The organism is Sphingomonas sp. Leaf32 (assembly GCF_001421765.1).
Lineage (GTDB): Bacteria > Pseudomonadota > Alphaproteobacteria > Sphingomonadales > Sphingomonadaceae > Sphingomonas.
The window spans coordinates 1,071,611-1,089,228 of record NZ_LMLA01000001.1 but is presented as its reverse complement, the minus strand read 5'-3'; the positions used below and the strand labels follow the sequence as shown (position 1 = coordinate 1,089,228).

The following is a 17,618-nucleotide window of genomic DNA, read 5'->3' as shown; positions in this document are numbered from 1 at the left end:
AATGGCTTGAGAGCAAAAAGAAAGGCCCGCTTCCTCATCGGAAACGGGCCTTTCTCACATCGGGCTATTCGATCAGCCGACGATTTCTTCGGGCTTGAAGAAGAAGTCGATTTCGATCTTCGCATTCTCTTCCGAATCCGACCCGTGGACCGAATTCGCTTCGATCGATTCGGCCAGTTCCTTGCGGATCGTGCCGGCGTCGGCGTTCGCCGGGTTGGTCGCGCCCATGATGTCGCGGTTCTTCTGCACGGCGTCTTCGCCTTCCAGAACCTGCACGACCACCGGGCCGGAGATCATGAATTCGACCAGATCGTTGAAGAACGGACGCTCGCGGTGCACGCCGTAAAAGCCTTCGGCCTGTTCGCGGCTCATCTGGATGCGCTTCGAAGCGACGACGCGCAGGCCTGCTTCCTCCAGCATCTTGGTGACGGCACCGGTCAGGTTGCGGCGGGTCGCGTCGGGCTTGATGATCGAAAAGGTACGGGTAGCGGCCATGGCGGTCGCGGCTCCTGCGTTTTTGTTGTGGGAAGGGTTTCGCCGGTCCCCCTAGTCGGGTGGCGGGCGACAGGCAAGCGTTACGCCGCCTGTTCCCAGCCGCCATCGCCCTGCCGCCAGTATCGGCGTTCGACGCCCTCGCGCTCGGCCAGCCCCTTCCATGCCGCGCGGGCGGCGGCGATGTGATCCTCGCCGAAGAAGTGGAAGGCGCGGTCGAACGTCAGCGCCGCATCCCGCCAGCGGCCGTCGACGATCGCTACGTTGCGCGCGGCGTTGGCGTCGGTCGGTTCGGGCGCGATCAGCACCGCCTGCAACGTGTCGTCGCCAGCGCCCGCTTCGGCATGGGGCAGGAAGCTGTCCGGCGCGTAGGTCCAGAGCAGCATGTCGAGGTGACGGCGCTGGTCGGCATCATCGGACAACAGCAACAGCCGTTCACCATCGTCGTGCAGCCGCTGGGCGATGCGCGGCAGCACCCGGTCGAGCGGGCTGCGGGTCAGGTGGTAGAAGTCGACTTTCATGTGTTAGCTTCCGTCATTCCGGCGCAGGCCGGAATCCATGGATACAGATGTTATCGATGAAGCCGTAAACGCCCGTAACCATGGGTCCCGGCCTTCGCCGGGACGACGGCCAGCCTTACCCCTCGAAATTATCCGCCACGAACCGGTCGAGCAGGCGCACGCCAAAGCCGGTCGCGCCCTTGTCGTGATGGTTGCCCGGCTTGTCGGCCCATACCATCCCTGCGATGTCGAGATGTGCCCAGCGCACGCCATCGTCGATATAGCGCTTCAGGAACTGGGCGGCGGTGATCGATCCGGCGCCGCGCGGGCCGATATTTTTCATGTCGGCGATCGGGCTGTCGAGCAGCTTGTCATAGGCCGGCGACAACGGGAAGCGCCACAACAGGTCGCCCGATTCGCGCGAAGCGGCCAGCAATTCGTCGGCAAGCGAATCGTCGTTGGCAAACAGGCCGCCATGCTCGCTGCCGAGCGAGACAATCATCGCGCCGGTCAGCGTGGCGAGATCGACGATCGTCCTGGGGCTGTGCGTCTTCTGTACCCAAGTCAGCACGTCGCACAGGACGAGGCGGCCTTCGGCGTCGGTGTTCAGCACCTCGATCGTCTGGCCCGACATCGACGTAACGACGTCACCCGGGCGCTGCGCCTTGCCATCGGGCATGTTCTCGACCAGCCCGACCACGCCGACCACGTTGGCCTTCGCCTTGCGGGTGGCAAGTGCCTTCATTGCGCCGGCGACCGCGCCCGCGCCACCCATGTCCCACTTCATGTCCTCCATACCGGGTCCGGGCTTCAGCGAGATGCCGCCGGTGTCGAAGGTCACGCCCTTGCCGACCAAGGCCAGGTCGACATCGCCTTCACCCTTGCCGGTCCAGCGGATGGCAAGCAGGCGCGCCTCCTTTTCGGAGCCGAGGCTGACGCCCAGCAGCGCGCCCATGCCCAGTTCGGCCATCTGGCGTTCGTCGAGAATGGTCAGTTCGACGCCCAGCGCCTCAAGTTCGCGGCACTTCTCGACGAAGCTGACCGGATAGAGGATGTTGGGCGGATCGGTGACGAGGGTGCGGGTAAGGTCCAGCCCCTTGGTGATCGCATCGGCCGCGACGAAGGCGTCGTCGATCCCGTCAGGCGCGCCGACGATGGTCAGGCCGGTCAGGGTCGGCTTCGACTTTTCGGGCATCTTGGTACGATAGGCGTCCTGTCGCCAGCCGCGCTGTGCCGCCGTGGCAGCGAAGCGGGCAACACCCTTTGCAGAGGCGTCGGTGCCGGTGAAGTCGACGGTCAGGTCGGTCAGGCCCGACAGGAGGAAGCGACCGGTGAGCGCGCCGCCGGCCTTTTCCAGCGACGCCCCCTCGCCATCACCAATGCCGAGCAGTATGAGACGACCGGCGCTCTCGCCCTCACCGGGAACGAAGATTTCGGCCATCGATCCGGCCTCGCCATCGAAGCGTCCGGCGCGGGCGGCGCCGGCCACGAGGGTCGCGACCTGCGGCTCCAGACCCGCCGCGTCGATCCGGTCCAGTCCGCCGGTGGCGATGGGCAGGACGAGGGCGGTGGCGGTTCCCCGCTGGGAAGCGAACTGGATCGAAATCGACATGGGTTTCCTCTGGACAGTGGCGCACAGGGCGCGGGCACCTTCTAGGCCCCTCGCGATGCGGAGGTAAAGCGGGCCAAGGGCGATTGCGGTTCCGGCCGCACGATGCAATAGCGCGGAACGAACGTCCGCATGTCGGGCGGCAACGGTTTGGGGAAGCGAGACTAGTGAAGCGTTCGTTGGGGTCGCTTGCCCTTGGCCTGACGCTGGCGATCGCCGGCCCTGCGGTCGCACAGGACCTGCAGGATCGTAGCCTTCCGCCCCCGCCGCCCGAAAGCGCGCTGCCGACGCCGGCGAGCGAGGACCAGATCGATTTTTCGTCCGACCTGCTGCAATATGACAGCAACGCCGACGTCGTGACCGCGACCGGGGAAGTGCGGCTGTTGCGCGACGGCAACCGGCTGCGCGCCGACCGGGTGACGTGGAACCGCAAGACCGGACAGGTCGTCGCCGACGGCAACATCGCGATCACCAACCCGCAGGGCGACATCGCCTATGGCGACCGGATCGAACTGACCGACAGCCTGAAGGACGGGGCGGTCGACAATATGCTGGTCGTCCTCGACGAAGGCGGCCGGATCGCGGCGAAGCGCGGTACCCGGTCGGAAAATGGCGTCGTGACGGTGGAAAGCGCCGCCTATACGCCCTGTTCGGTGACCAACTCAGCCGGGTGTCCCAAGGAACCGTCGTGGAAGATCACCGCGCTGAAGGTCCGCTACGACCCGACGCGCAAGCGCATCCGCTATACCGGCGCGGGGCTGACCATCTTCGGCCTGCCGACGATCCCGCTGCCGTCCTTTTCGCATTCAATCGGTGACGGCAGCGATTCGGGGCTGCTGGCGCCGTCGATCCGGCTCGACCGGGTCAACGGGCTGGAAGTCGCGGTCCCCTATTATTTCAACCTCGCGCCCAACCGCGACCTGACGATCACCCCGCACGTCTTTACCGCCGTGCTGCCGATGCTGCAGGCCGACTATCGCTCGCTGACCACCAAGGGCGCATATCGCGTGCAGGGCTATGGCACGGTCAGCCGGCGCAGCGACGATCTGGTGCTGGGCGCATCGCCGACCGGGACCGAGCGGTCGTTCCGCGGCTATGTCGATGCGGTCGGACGGTTCCAGCTGGACCCGAACTGGGGCGTGTCGGGGTCGCTGCGCTACGCGACCGACCAGACCTTCCTGCGCCGCTATGACATTTCGCGCGACGACCGGCTGCGCAACAACGTGACGGTCGAGCGGATCGACCGCGATTCGATGCTGACGATTAGCGGCTGGGCGGTGCAGACTTTGCGGGTCGGCGACGATCAGGGGATGCAGCCGGTCGCGCTGCCCGAGATCGATTATCGCCGCCGCTTCAACGGGTTGCTGGGCGGCATCGCGCAGGTGCAGTTGAACACGCTGGCGATCAGCCGCAGCGAGGGGCAGGAGACGCAGCGCGCCTTTGCCGCCGCGCGCTGGGACCTGACGCGCTATACGCCGCTGGGGCAGGAGGTGACGTTCACCGCCTATGCCCGCGCCGATGCCTATAATGCGCGCGACACCATCGATACGGCGGTGCTGAGCTATCGCGGGGACGAAGGCTTCACCCCGCGCGGAATCGCGGCGGTGGCGGTCGACGTGCGGTGGCCGTTCATCGGCGCGATCGGCCGCGGCACCCAGCGGATCAGCCCGCGCGTGCAGCTGGTGGCGTCGCCGAAGATCGCCAACCTCGCCGTGCCGAACGAGGATGCCCGCGCGGTCGATCTGGAGGATTCGAACCTCTTCGCGCTCAACCGCTTCGCCGGATATGATCGGTTCGAGGATTCGTCGCGCGTCACCTATGGCCTCGACTATGCGCTCGACCTGCCAGGCGTCGCGGTGTCGGCTACGATCGGGCAAAGCTATCGCGCGAGCCAGCGGGCCAGCATCCTGCCGAGCGGGACGGGGCTGGACGATCGGTTTTCGGATTTCGTCGGGCGCACCGACATCCGCTTTCGCGAGCTTGTCACCTTCACCCACCGCTACCGGCTGGACAAGGACGGATTAAAAATCCGCCGAAACGAACTGGATGCCACAGTGGGCAGCCGACGGACCTATGTGCAGGTCGGCTATCTGCGCCTGAACCGCGACATTGACGAGCTGGAGGATTTGCAGGACCGCGAGGAAGTGCGCGTCGCCGGGCGCGCCGCGTTCGGGCCGTTCTGGTCCGCCTTTGCCTCCGCAACGATCGACCTGACCGACAAGTCGGAGGATTCGCTGTCGATTTCCGATGGCTTCGATCCGATCCGCCACCGCGTGGGTGTCCAGTATGAGGACGACTGCCTGCGGCTGGGCCTGACGTGGAAGCGGGACTATCAGCGGATCGGCGATGCGCGGAACGGTAGCAGCTATCTCGTAACGCTGGCATTGAAGAACCTGGGACGATAAGGCTCTGTTCAGGCGCGGCGGGTCATGAATTTGCCCGAATGATGCGGCACCGCCCTGACCATCCGCGCATGGGATATGACGACCAAGTGACCAAGAACATCGTGAATGCCGGCCGTATCGGCCGTTCGATCGCCGGTTTCGTCGCGATCGCCGCCGCCGCAACGCTGGCCGCCCAGACGGTCAGCGATGGTCAGGACGTGCCCGGCGCGAACCTGAACCTGCCTGGCAACCCGACGATCTTCGGCAAGCTGGACCCCAATATCCGCAAGCCGACCGCGATCGTGAACGACACCGTGCTGACCGGCACCGACGTCGACCAGCGGATGGCGCTGATCGTCGCGCTCAACGATTACAAGCTGAGCGCCGAGGATCGCGAAGTGCTGCGCGCGCAGGTCGTGCGCCAGCTGATCGACGAAACGCTGCAGATCCAGCAGGCCAAGGCCAAGGACATCACCGTCACGCCGGCGGAGCTGGAGCAGAGCTTCACGCGCCTGGCCAAGCAGCGCTTCAATCAGACGCCGGAGGGCCTGCGGACCTATCTGCGCACGGTCGGATCGTCGGACCGCTCGCTGCGTCGCCAGATCGAAGGCGAGCTGGCGTGGAGCCGGCTGCTGCGGCGGCAGGTCGAGCCGTTCGTGAACGTCGGCGAGGAGGAAGTCGCCGCCGTCATCAAACGCATGGAAGAATCGAAGGGTACCGAAGAGTATAGTCTTCGTGAAATCTACATGGCGGCAACGCCCGATCGCGCCGCCGAGGTGCAGGGCGCGATGCAGAAGATGATCGAGCAGATCCGCCAAGGCGCACCGTTCGAATATTTCGCGCGCAACTTCTCCGAAGCGTCGACCCGCGCGGTCGGCGGCGACCTGGGCTTCGTACGCCTCAACATGCTGCCCGACCAGTTGCAGCGCGCCGCCACGCAGATGCAGGTCGGCCAGATCGCCGGTCCGATCGAGGTGCCCGGCGGCTATTCGATCCTGTACCTTGCCGACAAGCGGCAGGTGCTGATGGCCGATCCGCGCGACGCGAAGCTGGCGCTGCGCCAGCTGTTCCTGCCCTTCCCCGCCGGCACGACCGAGGCGCAGGCGAGCGCGAAGGTCGCCGCCTTCACCACAGCGACGCAGGCGATCCGGGGCTGCGGCGACGCGACCAAGATCGCGCAGGCACAGAAGGCCGAAGTGGTCGACAACGATGCGGTCGTGCTGCGTAGCCTGCCGCCGGCATTGCAGGACATCATCCTGAAGCTGAACGTCGGACAGGCGACCCCGCCGTTCGGTTCGCCCAAGGACGGCGTGCGCGTGCTGATCCTGTGCGGTCGCGAAGACCCGCGCACCGCCGGCATTCCTTCTGCGGCGCAGATCCAGCAGGGGCTGGAGCAGGAGCGCGTCAACCTGCGCGCCCAGCGCATGATGCGCGATCTGCGGCGCGATGCGGTGATCGAGTATCGCTGAGGGAACGGGCCGGATGCCGATGGTCGCTCCGCTCGCCATTTCGATGGGCGACCCGGCCGGCATCGGTCCGGAGGTGATCGCCAAGGCATGGGCGCGCCGCGACAGCGAGGCGTTGCCCTGCTTCTTCGCGGTCGGTGACGTTCGCGCGATCTCCCAGGTCTGGGCGGGACCGGTCGAGCGGATCGACGATCCACTCGACGCGCCGGCAGTATTCCGTCGCGCGCTGCCCGTCGTGTCGGTAGTCGATGGCGGCTTCATCGTACCTGGTCGACCAGACGTCGAGGGTGCGCGGTGTGCGCTCCAGTCGCTCGAAATGGCGGCGGGACTGGCGCGATCGGACGCCGCGTCAGGGCTGGTGACCGCGCCCATTTCCAAGGCCGAACTGTACCGGATCGGCTTCAACTATCCCGGGCAGACCGAATTCGTCGCCGAACGTTGCGGCGTGGCGCGCGAGAATGCGGTGATGATGCTGGCCGGTCCGACGCTGCGGGTGGTGCCGATCACGATCCACGAACCGCTGGCCGCCGTGCCGACGGCGCTGACGGTCGAGCTGATCGTCGCGCGGGCACGGGCGACGGCACGCGGGCTGGTGCGCGATTTCGGGATCGAGAACCCCCGGCTGGCACTGGCGGGGTTGAATCCCCATGCCGGCGAGGGGGGCGCGATCGGTCGTGAGGAGATCGAGGTGATGCAGCCCGCCGTCGCCCGGCTGCAGGCCGAGGGGATCGACATCGTCGGGCCGCTGGCCGCAGACACGATGTTCCATCCGCGCGCGCGGGCCAGATACGATGCGGCCCTGTGCGCCTATCACGATCAGGCGCTGATCCCGATCAAGACGCTGCATTTCGACGATGGCGTGAACATCACGCTGGGCCTGCCGATCGTACGCACGTCACCCGACCATGGCACGGCGTTCGACATCGCCGGCCAGGACCGGGCCGAACCGGGTGCGATGATCGCCGCGATCCGCATGGCGGGCGAAGCCGCCGCCCGGCGCGCCGCCGCCCTGTGACCGTCGCACCGCTTACCACGCTGCCGCCGCTGCGCGACGTTATCCAGCGTCATGGCCTGTCGGCGAACAAGGCGCTGGGGCAGAATTTCCTGTTCGACCAGCAACTGCTCGACCGGATCGCGCGCGTGCCGGGCGACCTGCACGATCAGGAAGTGCTGGAGGTCGGCCCCGGTCCAGGGGGACTTACCCGTGCGCTGCTACTGGCCGGGGCCAGGGTCACCGCGATCGAGCGCGACCGTCGTTGTATTCCCGCGCTGGAGGAGTTGGGCGCAGCCTTTCCCGGCCGGTTGCGTGTGATCGAAGGCGACGCGCTGGAAGTCGATGCCCCGTCACTGTTCGAGGGGCGGCCGCATATCGCGTCGAACCTGCCCTATAATGTCGGCACCGCGCTGTTCGTGGGTTGGCTGTCGAGCGACTGGCGGCCCTGGTGGCAGAGCCTGACGCTGATGTTCCAGCGCGAGGTCGCCGACCGGATCGTGGCGAGCGCGAACAACGACGCCTATGGCCGGTTGGCCGTGCTGGCCCAGTGGCGCAGCACGGCGCGGATCGCGATGCCGGTCCATCGCAGCGCCTTCACGCCGCCGCCCAAGGTCATGTCGGCCGTGGTCCATGTCGTGCCGACCGATGCGCCGGAGGGCGTGTCATTGAGGGTGCTGGAACGACTGACGGCGGCGGCGTTCGGGCAGCGGCGCAAGATGCTGCGGCAGAGCCTGAAGGCGGTGCCGGGCGCGACCGAGGCGGCGGAAACGGTGGGGATCGATATTACGCGGCGGGCGGAAACGGTTTCGGTGGTCGAGTTCGTGACGTTGGCGCGGGTCTTATCCGGCTCGTAAGAAAGAAGTCTGGGGTTCACGCGGAGGCGCGGAGACGCGGAGGTGTTTCGTCCGCGACAATCGGCGCGCGAACGGGAGACCTTGCCGTTGGTGGTAGCGGATGATGAAGCCGCTGGCGCGGGAAACGGTCGCAGCAAACGCAACCCCTCCGCGTCTCCGCGCCTTCGCGTGAAACATTCTTTCTTGCTACGCGCCGGGTCGGCGAAGCGCCCCACAACCGCGAAACCCCAGCCTTCGCTGGGGTGACAACAGGGCTTATTGCGGCGTCGCAGGCACCGGGGCACCCGGAACAGCCGCCGGGGTCTGCTGCGCGGTCGCCGTAACCGGCGGTCCCTGGGCGATGACGGCGGCGAGTTCGTTCGCGGCGGGACAGGTTGCGCCGCAGACGGTCTTCAGCTTGGCCAGCGTGTCGCGCGCCTTGGTCACGGCGCCCTTCTGCACCAACGCCTCGCCCTCACCCTTCAGCGCGGCGACGTCGTTCGGCTCGAGGCTCAGCGCCTCGCGGTAGAGGCGGATCGACTTGCCCGGCAGCCCCTGCACCCGCGCGATGTCGGCGAGCGTGATGTAGGCGGCGCGATTGCGCGGATCGATCACCAGCGCGCTTTCGATCAGGCCGGTAGCGCCGCTGGTATCGCCCGCCGCCTGTGCCGCGCGCCCTTGTTGCAGCAGCGCCATCGATTGCGGATCGACCTGATTGTCGGGACGTTGACCGCTGAGCGACGCCGATGCGCATACCAGCACGAGCGCGCCGGCGACCGAAACCGAGGTGAACCGCATCAACATCTCCGACCGGGGGACTGGCACCCTCAGGCCCGGCCGAGCCGTGCGACGAAGAAGCCGTCGGTTGAATCGGATGCCGGGGTCAGGCGCATTCCCCGACCGTGGACGCGGCCGCGCGGCAATGCAAGCGGCAGCGCGTGCCAATCGGGGTGGCGCGACAGAAACGCATCGACCTGCCCCGCACCCTCGGCATCCAGCAGCGAGCAGACGACATAGGTGATCGTACCGGTGGGTGCGGTCAGCCCGGCGGCGACGTCGAGCAGCCGCGCCTGCGTCGCGACCACCCGGTCGAGCCGGTCGGGAGTCAGCCGCCAGCGTGCCTCCGGATTGCGCCGCCAAGTGCCGGTGCCCGAGCAGGGCGCATCGACCATCACCCAATCCGCCTGTCCGGCGACGTCGGACAGCATCACCGCCTCCTTGCCCGGATCGAGCAGTCGCGGTTCGGCGATGGTGACGCCGGCACGCGCCGCCCGCGGGGCAAGGCGCGACAGGCGTGCGCGGTCGGTATCGGTGGCGAGGATACGTCCCCGCCCCGCCATCTGCGCGGCGATGGCCAGTGTCTTGCCGCCGCCGCCGGCGCACAGGTCGATGGCGAAGCCGTCCGGCATCGCGCCGACCGCCAGCGAGACGATCTGGCTGCCGTAATCCTGCACTTCCGCCCGGCCGTCGTGCAGCGCCTCGCCTTGGTCGAGCGGGGTATCGGCCGGCAGCCGGATCGCGTCGGACAAATCCGCCGCCGGATCACCGCCCAATTCGGACAGGACCGCATCCCGATCCGCGCGCAGGCGATTCACGCGGATGTCGAGCGGCGCACGCTCCAGCAAGGCGGCAAGATCACTGTCGTCCAGCCCCGATGCCCGGAAGGCGTCGACCAGCCATGCCGGAGCGTAACCCGGTTCGGCGCGTGCTTCGTCGACGGCGATCAGCGACGGGCCATAGGATGATCCGTCGAACGTCGCCGCCAGATCGGCGTCGCTGTCGGCCATGGCGACGATGGCGGCGCGCGCGGTCACAGGAACCGCCCCGAAGCGACGGACGGCATCATAAGCGAGCGTCCGGATCGCGCGACGGTCCTTCGATCCGGCATAGCGCCGTGCAGCGAAGAACCGCTTGGTGATCTGATCTGCCGCCGCCCCGCCGCCGCGTGCCGCGTCGATGATCGCATCGACGAGATCGATCGCCGCCTGCGTACGCGCAGCGGGGTTCATGCGAGAAGGTCCTGAAATTCCATACCAACGGCTACCAAAATAACCTGGATCAATCCAGCAGGATACGCGGATCGATCCGTATCTCGACGTATCTCATATGCAAAACTGCGCCCGCCGGCATTGGCCGAGAGCGCAGTTTCACAGTCTGTCGGCGCGGGGACGATCAGCGCGTCGGGTAGTTCGGCGCCTCGCGGGTGATCGTCACGTCATGGACATGGCTTTCGCGCAGGCCGGCATTGGTGATCCGAACGAAGCGGGCGCGCCCCTGCAGTTCGGTGATGGTGTGCGATCCGGTATAGCCCATCGCCGCCTTCACGCCGCCGACGAGCTGGTGGATGACGTCCTTGGCCGGCCCCTTGAACGCGACCTGCCCCTCAATGCCTTCGGGCACGAGCTTCAACTGGTCCTTAATGTCCTGCTGGAAATAGCGGTCGGCCGAGCCCTTCGCCATGGCGCCCACGGACCCCATGCCGCGATAGCTCTTATAGGCCCGCCCCTGATACAGGAAGGTTTCGCCGGGTGCTTCCTCGGTCCCCGCCAGCAGCGAACCGATCATCACTGCCGATGCGCCGGCGGCAAGCGCCTTCGCCACGTCGCCCGAGGTGCGGATGCCGCCATCGGCGATGACCGGCACGCCGGTCCCCGCCGCCGCCTTGGCCGCGTCCATGACGGCGGTCAGCTGCGGGACGCCGACGCCAGCAACGACGCGGGTCGTGCAGATCGATCCGGGTCCGATGCCGACCTTGATGCCGTCCGCACCCGCATCGATCAGCGCGCGGGTGGCATCGCCGGTCGCGACGTTGCCGGCGATGACCTGCACATGGGGGGCGATCGCCTTCACGCGCTTTACCGCTTCGGCGACCTGACGGTTATGGCCGTGTGCGGTGTCGATGACGATCAGGTCGCACTCCGCGTCGATCAGCGCCTCGGTCCGTTCATAGCCCTTGTCGCCGACCGTGGTCGCAGCGGCCACGCGCAGACGGCCGGTCCCGTCCTTGGTCGCGTTCGGATAGGTCACCGCTTTTTCGATGTCCTTGACGGTGATGAGGCCGACGCAATGATAGGCATCGTCGACCACCAGCAGCTTTTCGATCCGGCGCTGGTGAAGCTGGCGACGCGCTTCCTCCTGGCTGACGCCGATGCGGACGGTCGACAGGTTTTCGTGCGTCATCAGCTCGGCGACGGGCTGGTTCGGGTTTTCGGCGAAGCGGACGTCGCGGTTGGTCAGGATGCCGACCAGCTTGCCCGATGCCTTGACCACCGGGATGCCACTGATCCGGTGGCGTTCCATCAGCGCGCGCGCGGCGGACAGCGGGGCGTCGGCGGTGATGGTGATCGGATTGACGACCATGCCGCTTTCGAAGCGCTTGACCGCGCGCACCGCCGCGCACTGTTCCTCGACAGTCAGGTTGCGGTGGAGCACGCCGATGCCGCCGAGCTGCGCCATGACGATCGCCATGTCCGCTTCGGTCACGGTGTCCATCGCCGACGACAGGAACGGGATGTTGAGTGCCAGGTTGCGGGCGACGCGGGTGCGCGGGTCGGCCTGGCTGGGCAGCACGTCCGATTCCTGCGGAACCAGCAGCACGTCGTCGAAGGTCAGGCCGAGGGTAATATCCATGGGAAGCGTCGTCTCGTATCAGTTGGCGGGGTAGCGGGCGGGATCGGCAAGGGCACGGGCAAGCGCCACGTGCAGGTCGGCATCCTCGGCGGCACCCGACAGGTCGATGTGCGCGAGGTCGTCGTTCGGTTTGTGGTACGGGCCGTCGAGATAGGCGAACAACCGCTTCATGTCGCTGACCGAGCCGGTTGCCATGACGGCGGGAATGCCGCGCTTGCCGAACGCCCAGCCGTCCTGCCGCTGCACCATGATGTTCGCTTCGGTGTCGGTATCGACCTTGCGGCCGATCGACCGGGCGGTGGCATCGACGATCGCATCGATCTTCGGATAATTGCCGCGCCCGACCATTGCCACCGGCATACTGGTCGGCACGATCGCGGCGGTATCGATATTCAGGTTCGCGACGACCTTCAGCGGGGTGTCGGCAATGGCGGCGGCATAGGCGTCGGCGCCGATCAGGCCCTTTTCCTCCGCGGTGGTCGCGACAAAATAAATGCTGCGAGCCGGGCGCGGTCCTTTGGCGAGGACCCTTGCCACTTCGATCAGGATCGCGGTGCCGCTGGCATTGTCGGCAGCGCCATTGCAGATTCGGTCGGCGACGCCTTCGGGACGGCAGATGCCGATGTGATCCCAATGCGCCGACAGCAGGACGGCTTCGTTGGGCATGACGGTGCCCGGGATCATGCCGACGATATTCGCGGTCGTGTAGCGACGCACGGTGCCGGTTGCAGCTATATCAATCGTCGCCTTCCCGCGAAACGGGCGGAAGTCCGGCGCGATCGCGGCCTTGCGCAGATCGGCAGCGGAACGGCCGAACAGGGTGTCGGAAAGGCTGGCCGGTACGACACCGCTGAAATCAGGGCGGTGCGGCGTACCGGCGATGGTCGCGGTCGAAAAACTATGCGCGACGTCGGTCCATGGTGCCTTCGGCGGCGCGATGAGGAGAACGCCGACCGCTCCGGCCGCCAGCAGCGCCGCATTCCGATCGGCGGTGGGCACTTGCGGGGCATCCGGCGCGGTCCCGCCCATGACGACCGCAACCGCCCCGGCCAGCTTCGCGCCCTTCATCTGGTCGGGCGCGCCGCGGCCGACAAAGACCAGCGGCGCGCGCCGGATCACGGTGGTCGGCGACAGGCCAAGGCCGGCAATCTGTTCGGTGGTCAGCGTCGTGCCGCGCGATCCCTGCCGCACGACGGCGCTGAGCGCCCCGGCCTGATGCTCGGCCATCGCGACTTCCTGCCGCCAGCGACCATCGGGTGCGCCGGGCTTCAGTCCGGCAGCGGCGAACGCCTGCAGCACATAGGCTTCGGCACGATCGCCGCCCGGCGTTCCGGGTTCGCGGCCCTCATAGGCATCGCCGGCAAGGACGGCGACATGGTCGCGCAGCATCTGCGGCGTGATCGACTGGGCAAGGACCGACGTCGTGCTGCACAGCAGGGCGGCGAGTCCGAGGATCGGGCGGAGCGTCATGCGCCCCACTATCGACCCGAACCGTTACGGGCAAGCGTCAACGCGCGCGTTGCAGCAGCCGGCGTGCCATTTCGACGTGCATGTCCTCGATCATACGATCCTGAAAGCGTTCGGCCCCGCCCCGTGCGGCAGCGACGATCGCATTCGCCTCGTCCAGTTCGGCCGTGCTGGGCGAAAAGGCGGTGTTGGCGATGGCGATCTGGTCGGGGTGGATCAGCGACTTGCCATCGAACCCGGTTGCGCGTCCTTCCGCGCATTCGCGGGCCAGTCCATCGGCGTCGTTCAAGGCATTGAACACGCCGTCGATCGCCCAGCCGTCAGCGGCGCGAGCAGCCAGGACGATCGCCTGCAACGCATGGGACAGCGGCGTGCGGCCGGCACCGGGCGGCAAGCGCAACGACGCGGCCAGATCGTTCGTGCCGACCATCAGTCCGACGACTCCGGGCGTCGCTGCAATCCGCGCCGCCGCCAGCACACCCTTCGGCGTCTCGATCATCGCCAATACCGGACGGCCATCAAGCGGGGTCAGGTCGTCGGGCGACTCAACTTTCGGCACGACGGTAAGCGCCACTCCGACCGAGCCGATCGCGGCCAGATCGTCGGCAAAACCGGCCGTATCGGGCGCGTTGATCCGCACGGCGGCGCTTCGCCCATGGAGCAGTTCGAGCGACACCGGCAGCGCCTCTCGCGCCGCCGCCTTGTCCCCGTCCCGCACCGAATCCTCCAGATCGAGGACGATCAGGTCGGCGGACAACCCCGCCGCCTTTGCGATCATGCTGGGCCGGACCGCAGGCACGAACAAAACGCTACGCGGCGCTAGGGTTATCGCTGGTTCCATGGTCGCGCCATGCTAGACAGCGTAGGACGAAACACAAGCAGGGTGAAGACCGATGCTCCTGGGCCTGATCGCAGCGATCGTATTGATGGTCGTGCTATACCTGTTCGCCAGCGTGAAGATCGTGACGCAGGGGCACCAATATACCATCGAGCATTTCGGTCGCTTCACCGCCGTCGCCAAGCCGGGGTTCAATTTCTACCCGGCGTTCTTCTATCGCGTCGGCCGGAAGGTGAACATGATGGAACAGGTGATCGACATTCCGGGGCAGGAGATCATCACCCGCGACAATGCGATGGTATCGACCGATGGCGTCGTGTTCTTTCAGGTGCTGGACCCGGCCAAGGCGGCCTATGAGGTGTCCGACCTGTACGTGGCGCTGCAACAGATCACGACGACGAACCTGCGCACTGTGATGGGGTCGATGGACCTCGACGAAACGCTGTCGAAGCGCGACGAGATCAATGCGCGCCTGCTGGGCGTGGTCGATCATGCGACGAACCCGTGGGGGGTGAAGATCACCCGCGTCGAGATCAAGGACATCCGCCCGCCCGCCGACATCGTCAACGCCATGGGCCGGCAGATGAAGGCGGAGCGCGAGAAGCGGGCCAACATCCTGGAGGCGGAAGGCACCCGCGCCTCCGAAATCCTGCGGGCCGAAGGGCAGAAACAGGCCCGCATCCTCGAAGCCGAAGGCCGGCGCGAGTCCGCTTTCCGCGACTCCGAGGCACGCGAACGCGCGGCGGAAGCGGAAGCCAAGGCAACACAGGTGGTCAGCGACGCGATCGAGGCCGGGGGCACGCAGGCGATCAACTATTTCATCGCGCAGAAATATGTCGAGGCGGTCGGCAAGTTTGCCACCAGCCCCAATGCCAAGACGATCCTGTTCCCGGTCGAGGCGACGCAGCTGATCGGGACGCTGGGCGGCATCGGCCAGCTGGCCAGGGAGGCGCTAAGCGAGAGCAAGGCGGCGGCCTCTTCCCCGCCGGCGCGCGAACGCCCGATCGGTCCGTTCGAGCCGCCCGCGCGATGATCGACAGCGGCTATGCCTGGCTGCTGCTGGCAGTCGCGCTGGGCGTAGCGGAGCTGGCGGTGCCGGGCGTATTCCTGGTGTTCATCGCGATCGCGGCGGGGATTACCGGACTGCTCGCGCTGCTGTTCCCGGCACTGACGCTTACCGCCGAGCTGGCAGTGTTCGGCGCGTGGAGCGTGGTGACGGTGCTGATCGGGCGGCGCTGGTATAGCGACTATCCGGTCGAGAGCGACGATCCGCTGCTCAACGACCGGGGGGCGCGACTGATCGGTCAGTCGGTGACCGTGGTCGAGGCGATTGCCGACGGCAGCGGGCGGGTGCGGGTCGGCGACAGCGAGTGGATCGCGCGCGGCCCCGATCAGGCCGTCGGCACGCGGGTACGCATCGTCGGCGTGTCCGGCGCGGTGTTAAGCGTCGTCGCCGACGATTGACGCGCCGGTCGCGGCGCGGGACACAGGGGCGACAACGCCGCTTCAAGGAAAGCCCCATGGACATCACCCGCCGCGACTGGATCGCCGGTGCCGCCGCCTCGACCCTGACCGTTGCACTGCCGGTCCGGGCGCAGGGTGGCGGGACGGCACCCGACAAGGCGGCGGAGGCGGCGTTGTCGAAAATCGCCGACGCGATGCTGCTCGACTCGCCGGAAACCGCAAGCAGCCTCGGCATCGATACGGGCGCGCGCGCCGCACTGAAGTCGCGGCTGGGCGATCGCTCGGCGGCGGGGCAGCGGAGGGTCGCCGATCACCTGCGGGCGCATGTCGCGACGCTGAAGCGGATCGACACCGCGCCGCTGTCTCCCGCGACGCGGACCGACATCGACGTGGTCAAGACCGCGTTCGAAACCGCGCTGGACGGCTTCGCCCTGCCCTATGGCGACGTCGCCGTCGGCGGGTGGCGCAACACGCCGTATGTCGTGATCCAGAATGTCGGCGCGTATCTCGACGTGCCGCGCTTCCTCGATAGCGATCACAGCATCTCCGAGCGCACCGATGCCGAAGCGTATCTCGCCCGGCTCGACAGCTATGCCCGCCAACTCGATGACGAGACGCAGCGGGTGCGCGCCGCATCCGCGCGCGGCGTGGTGCCGCCCGACTTCCTGCTGGACAAGACGATCCGCCAGTTGGAGCAATCGGTGTCGGGCGATCCGGCGGGATGGGACATCGTGACGTCGCTTGGTCGGCGTACCAGGGACATTCCCGGCGACTGGACCGCCAGTGCCACCGCCGTCGCCCGCGACCGGGTCAAGCCGGCGCTGGAACGACAATTGGCTGCCATCCGCGCCGATCGCGCGCGCGCGACGTCCGACGCGGGCATGTGGGCGCGGCCCGATGGCGATGCGTGGTATGCCTGGGGCCTGCGCGCCTCGACCACCACGACGATGACCCCGGACGAGGTCCATGCACGCGGCAAGGAGGAACTGGCCGCGTTGCAGGGGCAGATGGACGTCATCCTGAAGTCGCTTGGGCTTACCAAGGGCAGCGTGGGCGAACGGATGACGGCGCTGGGTAAGGACCCGCGCTACACCTTTCCCAATGACGATGCCGGGCGGGCGCAGATCATGGCGCTGGTCCAGAACCGCCTGACCGACATCCGCGCCCGGATGCCCCGCGCGTTCAACACGCTGGCGCCGGGCAATGTCGAGGTCCGCCGCATCCCGGTGGTCGAGGAAGCGGGCGCGCCGGGCGCCTATGGCGGTCCGGGGTCGATCGACGGCAAGGTGCCGGGCAAGATGTGGATCAACCTGCGCACGACCGAGCTATGGACCCGCTATTCGCTGCCGACTTTGGTCTATCACGAGGCGATCCCGGGCCATGTGTGGCAGGGCGAATATACGTTCCGCCTACCGCTGATCCGCTCGTTGTTGCAGTTCAACGCCTTTTCGGAGGGCTGGGCGCTCTATTCCGAACAGCTGGGCGACGAGCTGGGGGCGTATGACGGCGATCCGGTCGGGCGGCTCGGCTATCTCCAGTCGATCGCGTTCCGCGCCTGCCGGATGGTGGTCGATACCGGGCTGCACGCCAAACGCTGGACCCGCGAACAGGCGGTGCAGTGGTTCGCCAGCACCAACGGGTCGAGCGTCGAAGAGGTGTCGGGCGAGGTCGATCGCTATTGTTCGTGGCCGGGCCAGGCGTGCGGCTACAAGGTCGGCCACTCGGAGATCAACCGCCTGCGCGACCGGGCGAAGACGGCGCTCGGGCCGCGCTATGATTTCAAGGCGTTCAACGATGCCGTCGTGCAGGGTGGCGGGGTGCCGATGACGGTGCTGGGCCGCAACATTGATGCGTTTGTGGCTGGGCGTAACGCTTAGTACTGCCCCCGTCATTCCGGCGAAGGCCGGAATCCATGGTTACGAGGCATCTCGGAAGAAACGC

Annotated in this window: 15 protein-coding genes; 7 read left to right on the top strand and 8 right to left on the bottom strand. The window is 67.2% G+C overall.

The window, feature by feature from the left end:
- Positions 1 to 72: 72 nt before the first annotated feature.
- The 3 genes from ndk to ASE83_RS05130 form a co-directional block, all read right to left on the bottom strand.
- Positions 73 to 495 (bottom strand): nucleoside-diphosphate kinase, encoded by a 423-nt coding sequence (ndk, locus tag ASE83_RS05140; protein WP_055784358.1) that lies wholly within the window; start codon positions 493 to 495, stop codon positions 73 to 75.
- An 80-nt stretch (positions 496 to 575) separates the two neighbouring features.
- Positions 576 to 1,013: a DNA polymerase III subunit chi gene (locus tag ASE83_RS05135; protein ID WP_055784356.1), complete on the bottom strand. Its 438-nt coding sequence runs from the start codon at positions 1,011 to 1,013 to the stop codon at positions 576 to 578.
- 115 nt (positions 1,014 to 1,128) lie between these two features.
- Positions 1,129 to 2,598, bottom strand: a complete 1,470-nt coding sequence (locus ASE83_RS05130; RefSeq protein WP_055784579.1) for a leucyl aminopeptidase — start codon at positions 2,596 to 2,598, stop codon at positions 1,129 to 1,131.
- 170 nt (positions 2,599 to 2,768) lie between these two features.
- Between ASE83_RS05130 and ASE83_RS05125 the strand changes: the two genes are divergently transcribed.
- The 4 genes from ASE83_RS05125 to rsmA are packed head-to-tail and all read left to right on the top strand — an operon-like array spanning position 2,769 to position 8,299.
- Entirely contained in the window at positions 2,769 to 5,006 is a 2,238-nt protein-coding gene (locus ASE83_RS05125; protein ID WP_055784355.1) for an LPS-assembly protein LptD, read from the top strand.
- A gap of 41 nt (positions 5,007 to 5,047) precedes the next feature.
- Complete coding sequence (locus ASE83_RS05120; RefSeq protein WP_235512993.1) at positions 5,048 to 6,454, top strand: peptidylprolyl isomerase; 1,407 nt, start codon at positions 5,048 to 5,050, stop codon at positions 6,452 to 6,454.
- A 13-nt stretch (positions 6,455 to 6,467) separates the two neighbouring features.
- Entirely contained in the window at positions 6,468 to 7,466 is a 999-nt protein-coding gene (pdxA, locus tag ASE83_RS05115; RefSeq protein ID WP_235512991.1) for a 4-hydroxythreonine-4-phosphate dehydrogenase PdxA, read from the top strand.
- Positions 7,463 to 8,299: a 16S rRNA (adenine(1518)-N(6)/adenine(1519)-N(6))-dimethyltransferase RsmA gene (rsmA, locus tag ASE83_RS05110; RefSeq protein ID WP_235512990.1), complete on the top strand. Its 837-nt coding sequence runs from the start codon at positions 7,463 to 7,465 to the stop codon at positions 8,297 to 8,299. The genes pdxA and rsmA overlap by 4 nt, the downstream gene beginning before the upstream one ends.
- A 255-nt stretch (positions 8,300 to 8,554) precedes the next feature.
- Here rsmA and ASE83_RS05105 read toward each other — a convergent pair whose 3' ends face one another.
- The 5 genes from ASE83_RS05105 to ASE83_RS05085 form a co-directional block, all read right to left on the bottom strand.
- Positions 8,555 to 9,076 (bottom strand): tetratricopeptide repeat protein, encoded by a 522-nt coding sequence (locus ASE83_RS05105; protein ID WP_055784351.1) that lies wholly within the window; start codon positions 9,074 to 9,076, stop codon positions 8,555 to 8,557.
- Between the two features lie 29 nt (positions 9,077 to 9,105).
- Entirely contained in the window at positions 9,106 to 10,287 is a 1,182-nt protein-coding gene (locus ASE83_RS05100) for an RsmB/NOP family class I SAM-dependent RNA methyltransferase (RefSeq protein ID WP_055784349.1), read from the bottom strand.
- Between the two features lie 163 nt (positions 10,288 to 10,450).
- Positions 10,451 to 11,908 carry an IMP dehydrogenase gene (gene guaB / locus ASE83_RS05095; RefSeq protein WP_055784347.1) on the bottom strand — a complete coding sequence of 486 codons (1,458 nt, stop codon included), beginning with the start codon at positions 11,906 to 11,908 and terminating at the stop codon, positions 10,451 to 10,453.
- An 18-nt stretch (positions 11,909 to 11,926) separates the two neighbouring features.
- Positions 11,927 to 13,378 carry a M28 family peptidase gene (locus ASE83_RS05090; protein ID WP_055784346.1) on the bottom strand — a complete coding sequence of 484 codons (1,452 nt, stop codon included), beginning with the start codon at positions 13,376 to 13,378 and terminating at the stop codon, positions 11,927 to 11,929.
- Positions 13,379 to 13,415: 37 nt separating this feature from the next.
- Positions 13,416 to 14,216 carry an HpcH/HpaI aldolase/citrate lyase family protein gene (locus tag ASE83_RS05085; protein ID WP_055784344.1) on the bottom strand — a complete coding sequence of 267 codons (801 nt, stop codon included), beginning with the start codon at positions 14,214 to 14,216 and terminating at the stop codon, positions 13,416 to 13,418.
- 52 nt (positions 14,217 to 14,268) lie between these two features.
- Between ASE83_RS05085 and ASE83_RS05080 the strand changes: the two genes are divergently transcribed.
- From ASE83_RS05080 to ASE83_RS05070, 3 genes are read left to right on the top strand one after another with little or no spacing between them, the layout of a single operon-like run.
- Positions 14,269 to 15,246 (top strand): SPFH domain-containing protein, encoded by a 978-nt coding sequence (locus ASE83_RS05080; protein ID WP_055784342.1) that lies wholly within the window; start codon positions 14,269 to 14,271, stop codon positions 15,244 to 15,246.
- A complete protein-coding gene (locus ASE83_RS05075; RefSeq protein WP_055784340.1) occupies positions 15,243 to 15,677 on the top strand; it encodes an NfeD family protein in 435 nt (144 codons plus the stop codon). Before ASE83_RS05080 ends, ASE83_RS05075 begins: the two co-directional genes overlap by 4 nt.
- Before the next feature lie 56 nt (positions 15,678 to 15,733).
- Positions 15,734 to 17,554, top strand: a complete 1,821-nt coding sequence (locus ASE83_RS05070; RefSeq protein ID WP_055784339.1) for a DUF885 domain-containing protein — start codon at positions 15,734 to 15,736, stop codon at positions 17,552 to 17,554.
- Positions 17,555 to 17,618: the final 64 nt, after the last annotated feature.

Excerpts from the sequence above, each read along its gene's own strand:
- ndk (WP_055784358.1), bottom strand. The coding sequence starts at position 495 with ATGGCCGCTACCCGTACCTTTTCGATCATCAAGCCCGACGCGACCCGC.
- ASE83_RS05135 (WP_055784356.1), bottom strand. The coding sequence starts at position 1,013 with ATGAAAGTCGACTTCTACCACCTGACCCGCAGCCCGCTCGACCGGGTG.
- ASE83_RS05120 (WP_235512993.1), top strand. The coding sequence starts at position 5,048 with ATGCGGCACCGCCCTGACCATCCGCGCATGGGATATGACGACCAAGTG.
- pdxA (WP_235512991.1), top strand. The coding sequence starts at position 6,468 with ATGCCGATGGTCGCTCCGCTCGCCATTTCGATGGGCGACCCGGCCGGC.
- ASE83_RS05105 (WP_055784351.1), bottom strand. The coding sequence starts at position 9,076 with ATGCGGTTCACCTCGGTTTCGGTCGCCGGCGCGCTCGTGCTGGTATGC.
- ASE83_RS05100 (WP_055784349.1), bottom strand. The coding sequence starts at position 10,287 with ATGAACCCCGCTGCGCGTACGCAGGCGGCGATCGATCTCGTCGATGCG.
- guaB (WP_055784347.1), bottom strand. The coding sequence starts at position 11,908 with ATGGATATTACCCTCGGCCTGACCTTCGACGACGTGCTGCTGGTTCCG.
- ASE83_RS05090 (WP_055784346.1), bottom strand. The coding sequence starts at position 13,378 with ATGACGCTCCGCCCGATCCTCGGACTCGCCGCCCTGCTGTGCAGCACG.
- ASE83_RS05085 (WP_055784344.1), bottom strand. The coding sequence starts at position 14,216 with ATGGAACCAGCGATAACCCTAGCGCCGCGTAGCGTTTTGTTCGTGCCT.
- ASE83_RS05080 (WP_055784342.1), top strand. The coding sequence starts at position 14,269 with ATGCTCCTGGGCCTGATCGCAGCGATCGTATTGATGGTCGTGCTATAC.
- ASE83_RS05075 (WP_055784340.1), top strand. The coding sequence starts at position 15,243 with ATGATCGACAGCGGCTATGCCTGGCTGCTGCTGGCAGTCGCGCTGGGC.
- ASE83_RS05070 (WP_055784339.1), top strand. The coding sequence starts at position 15,734 with ATGGACATCACCCGCCGCGACTGGATCGCCGGTGCCGCCGCCTCGACC.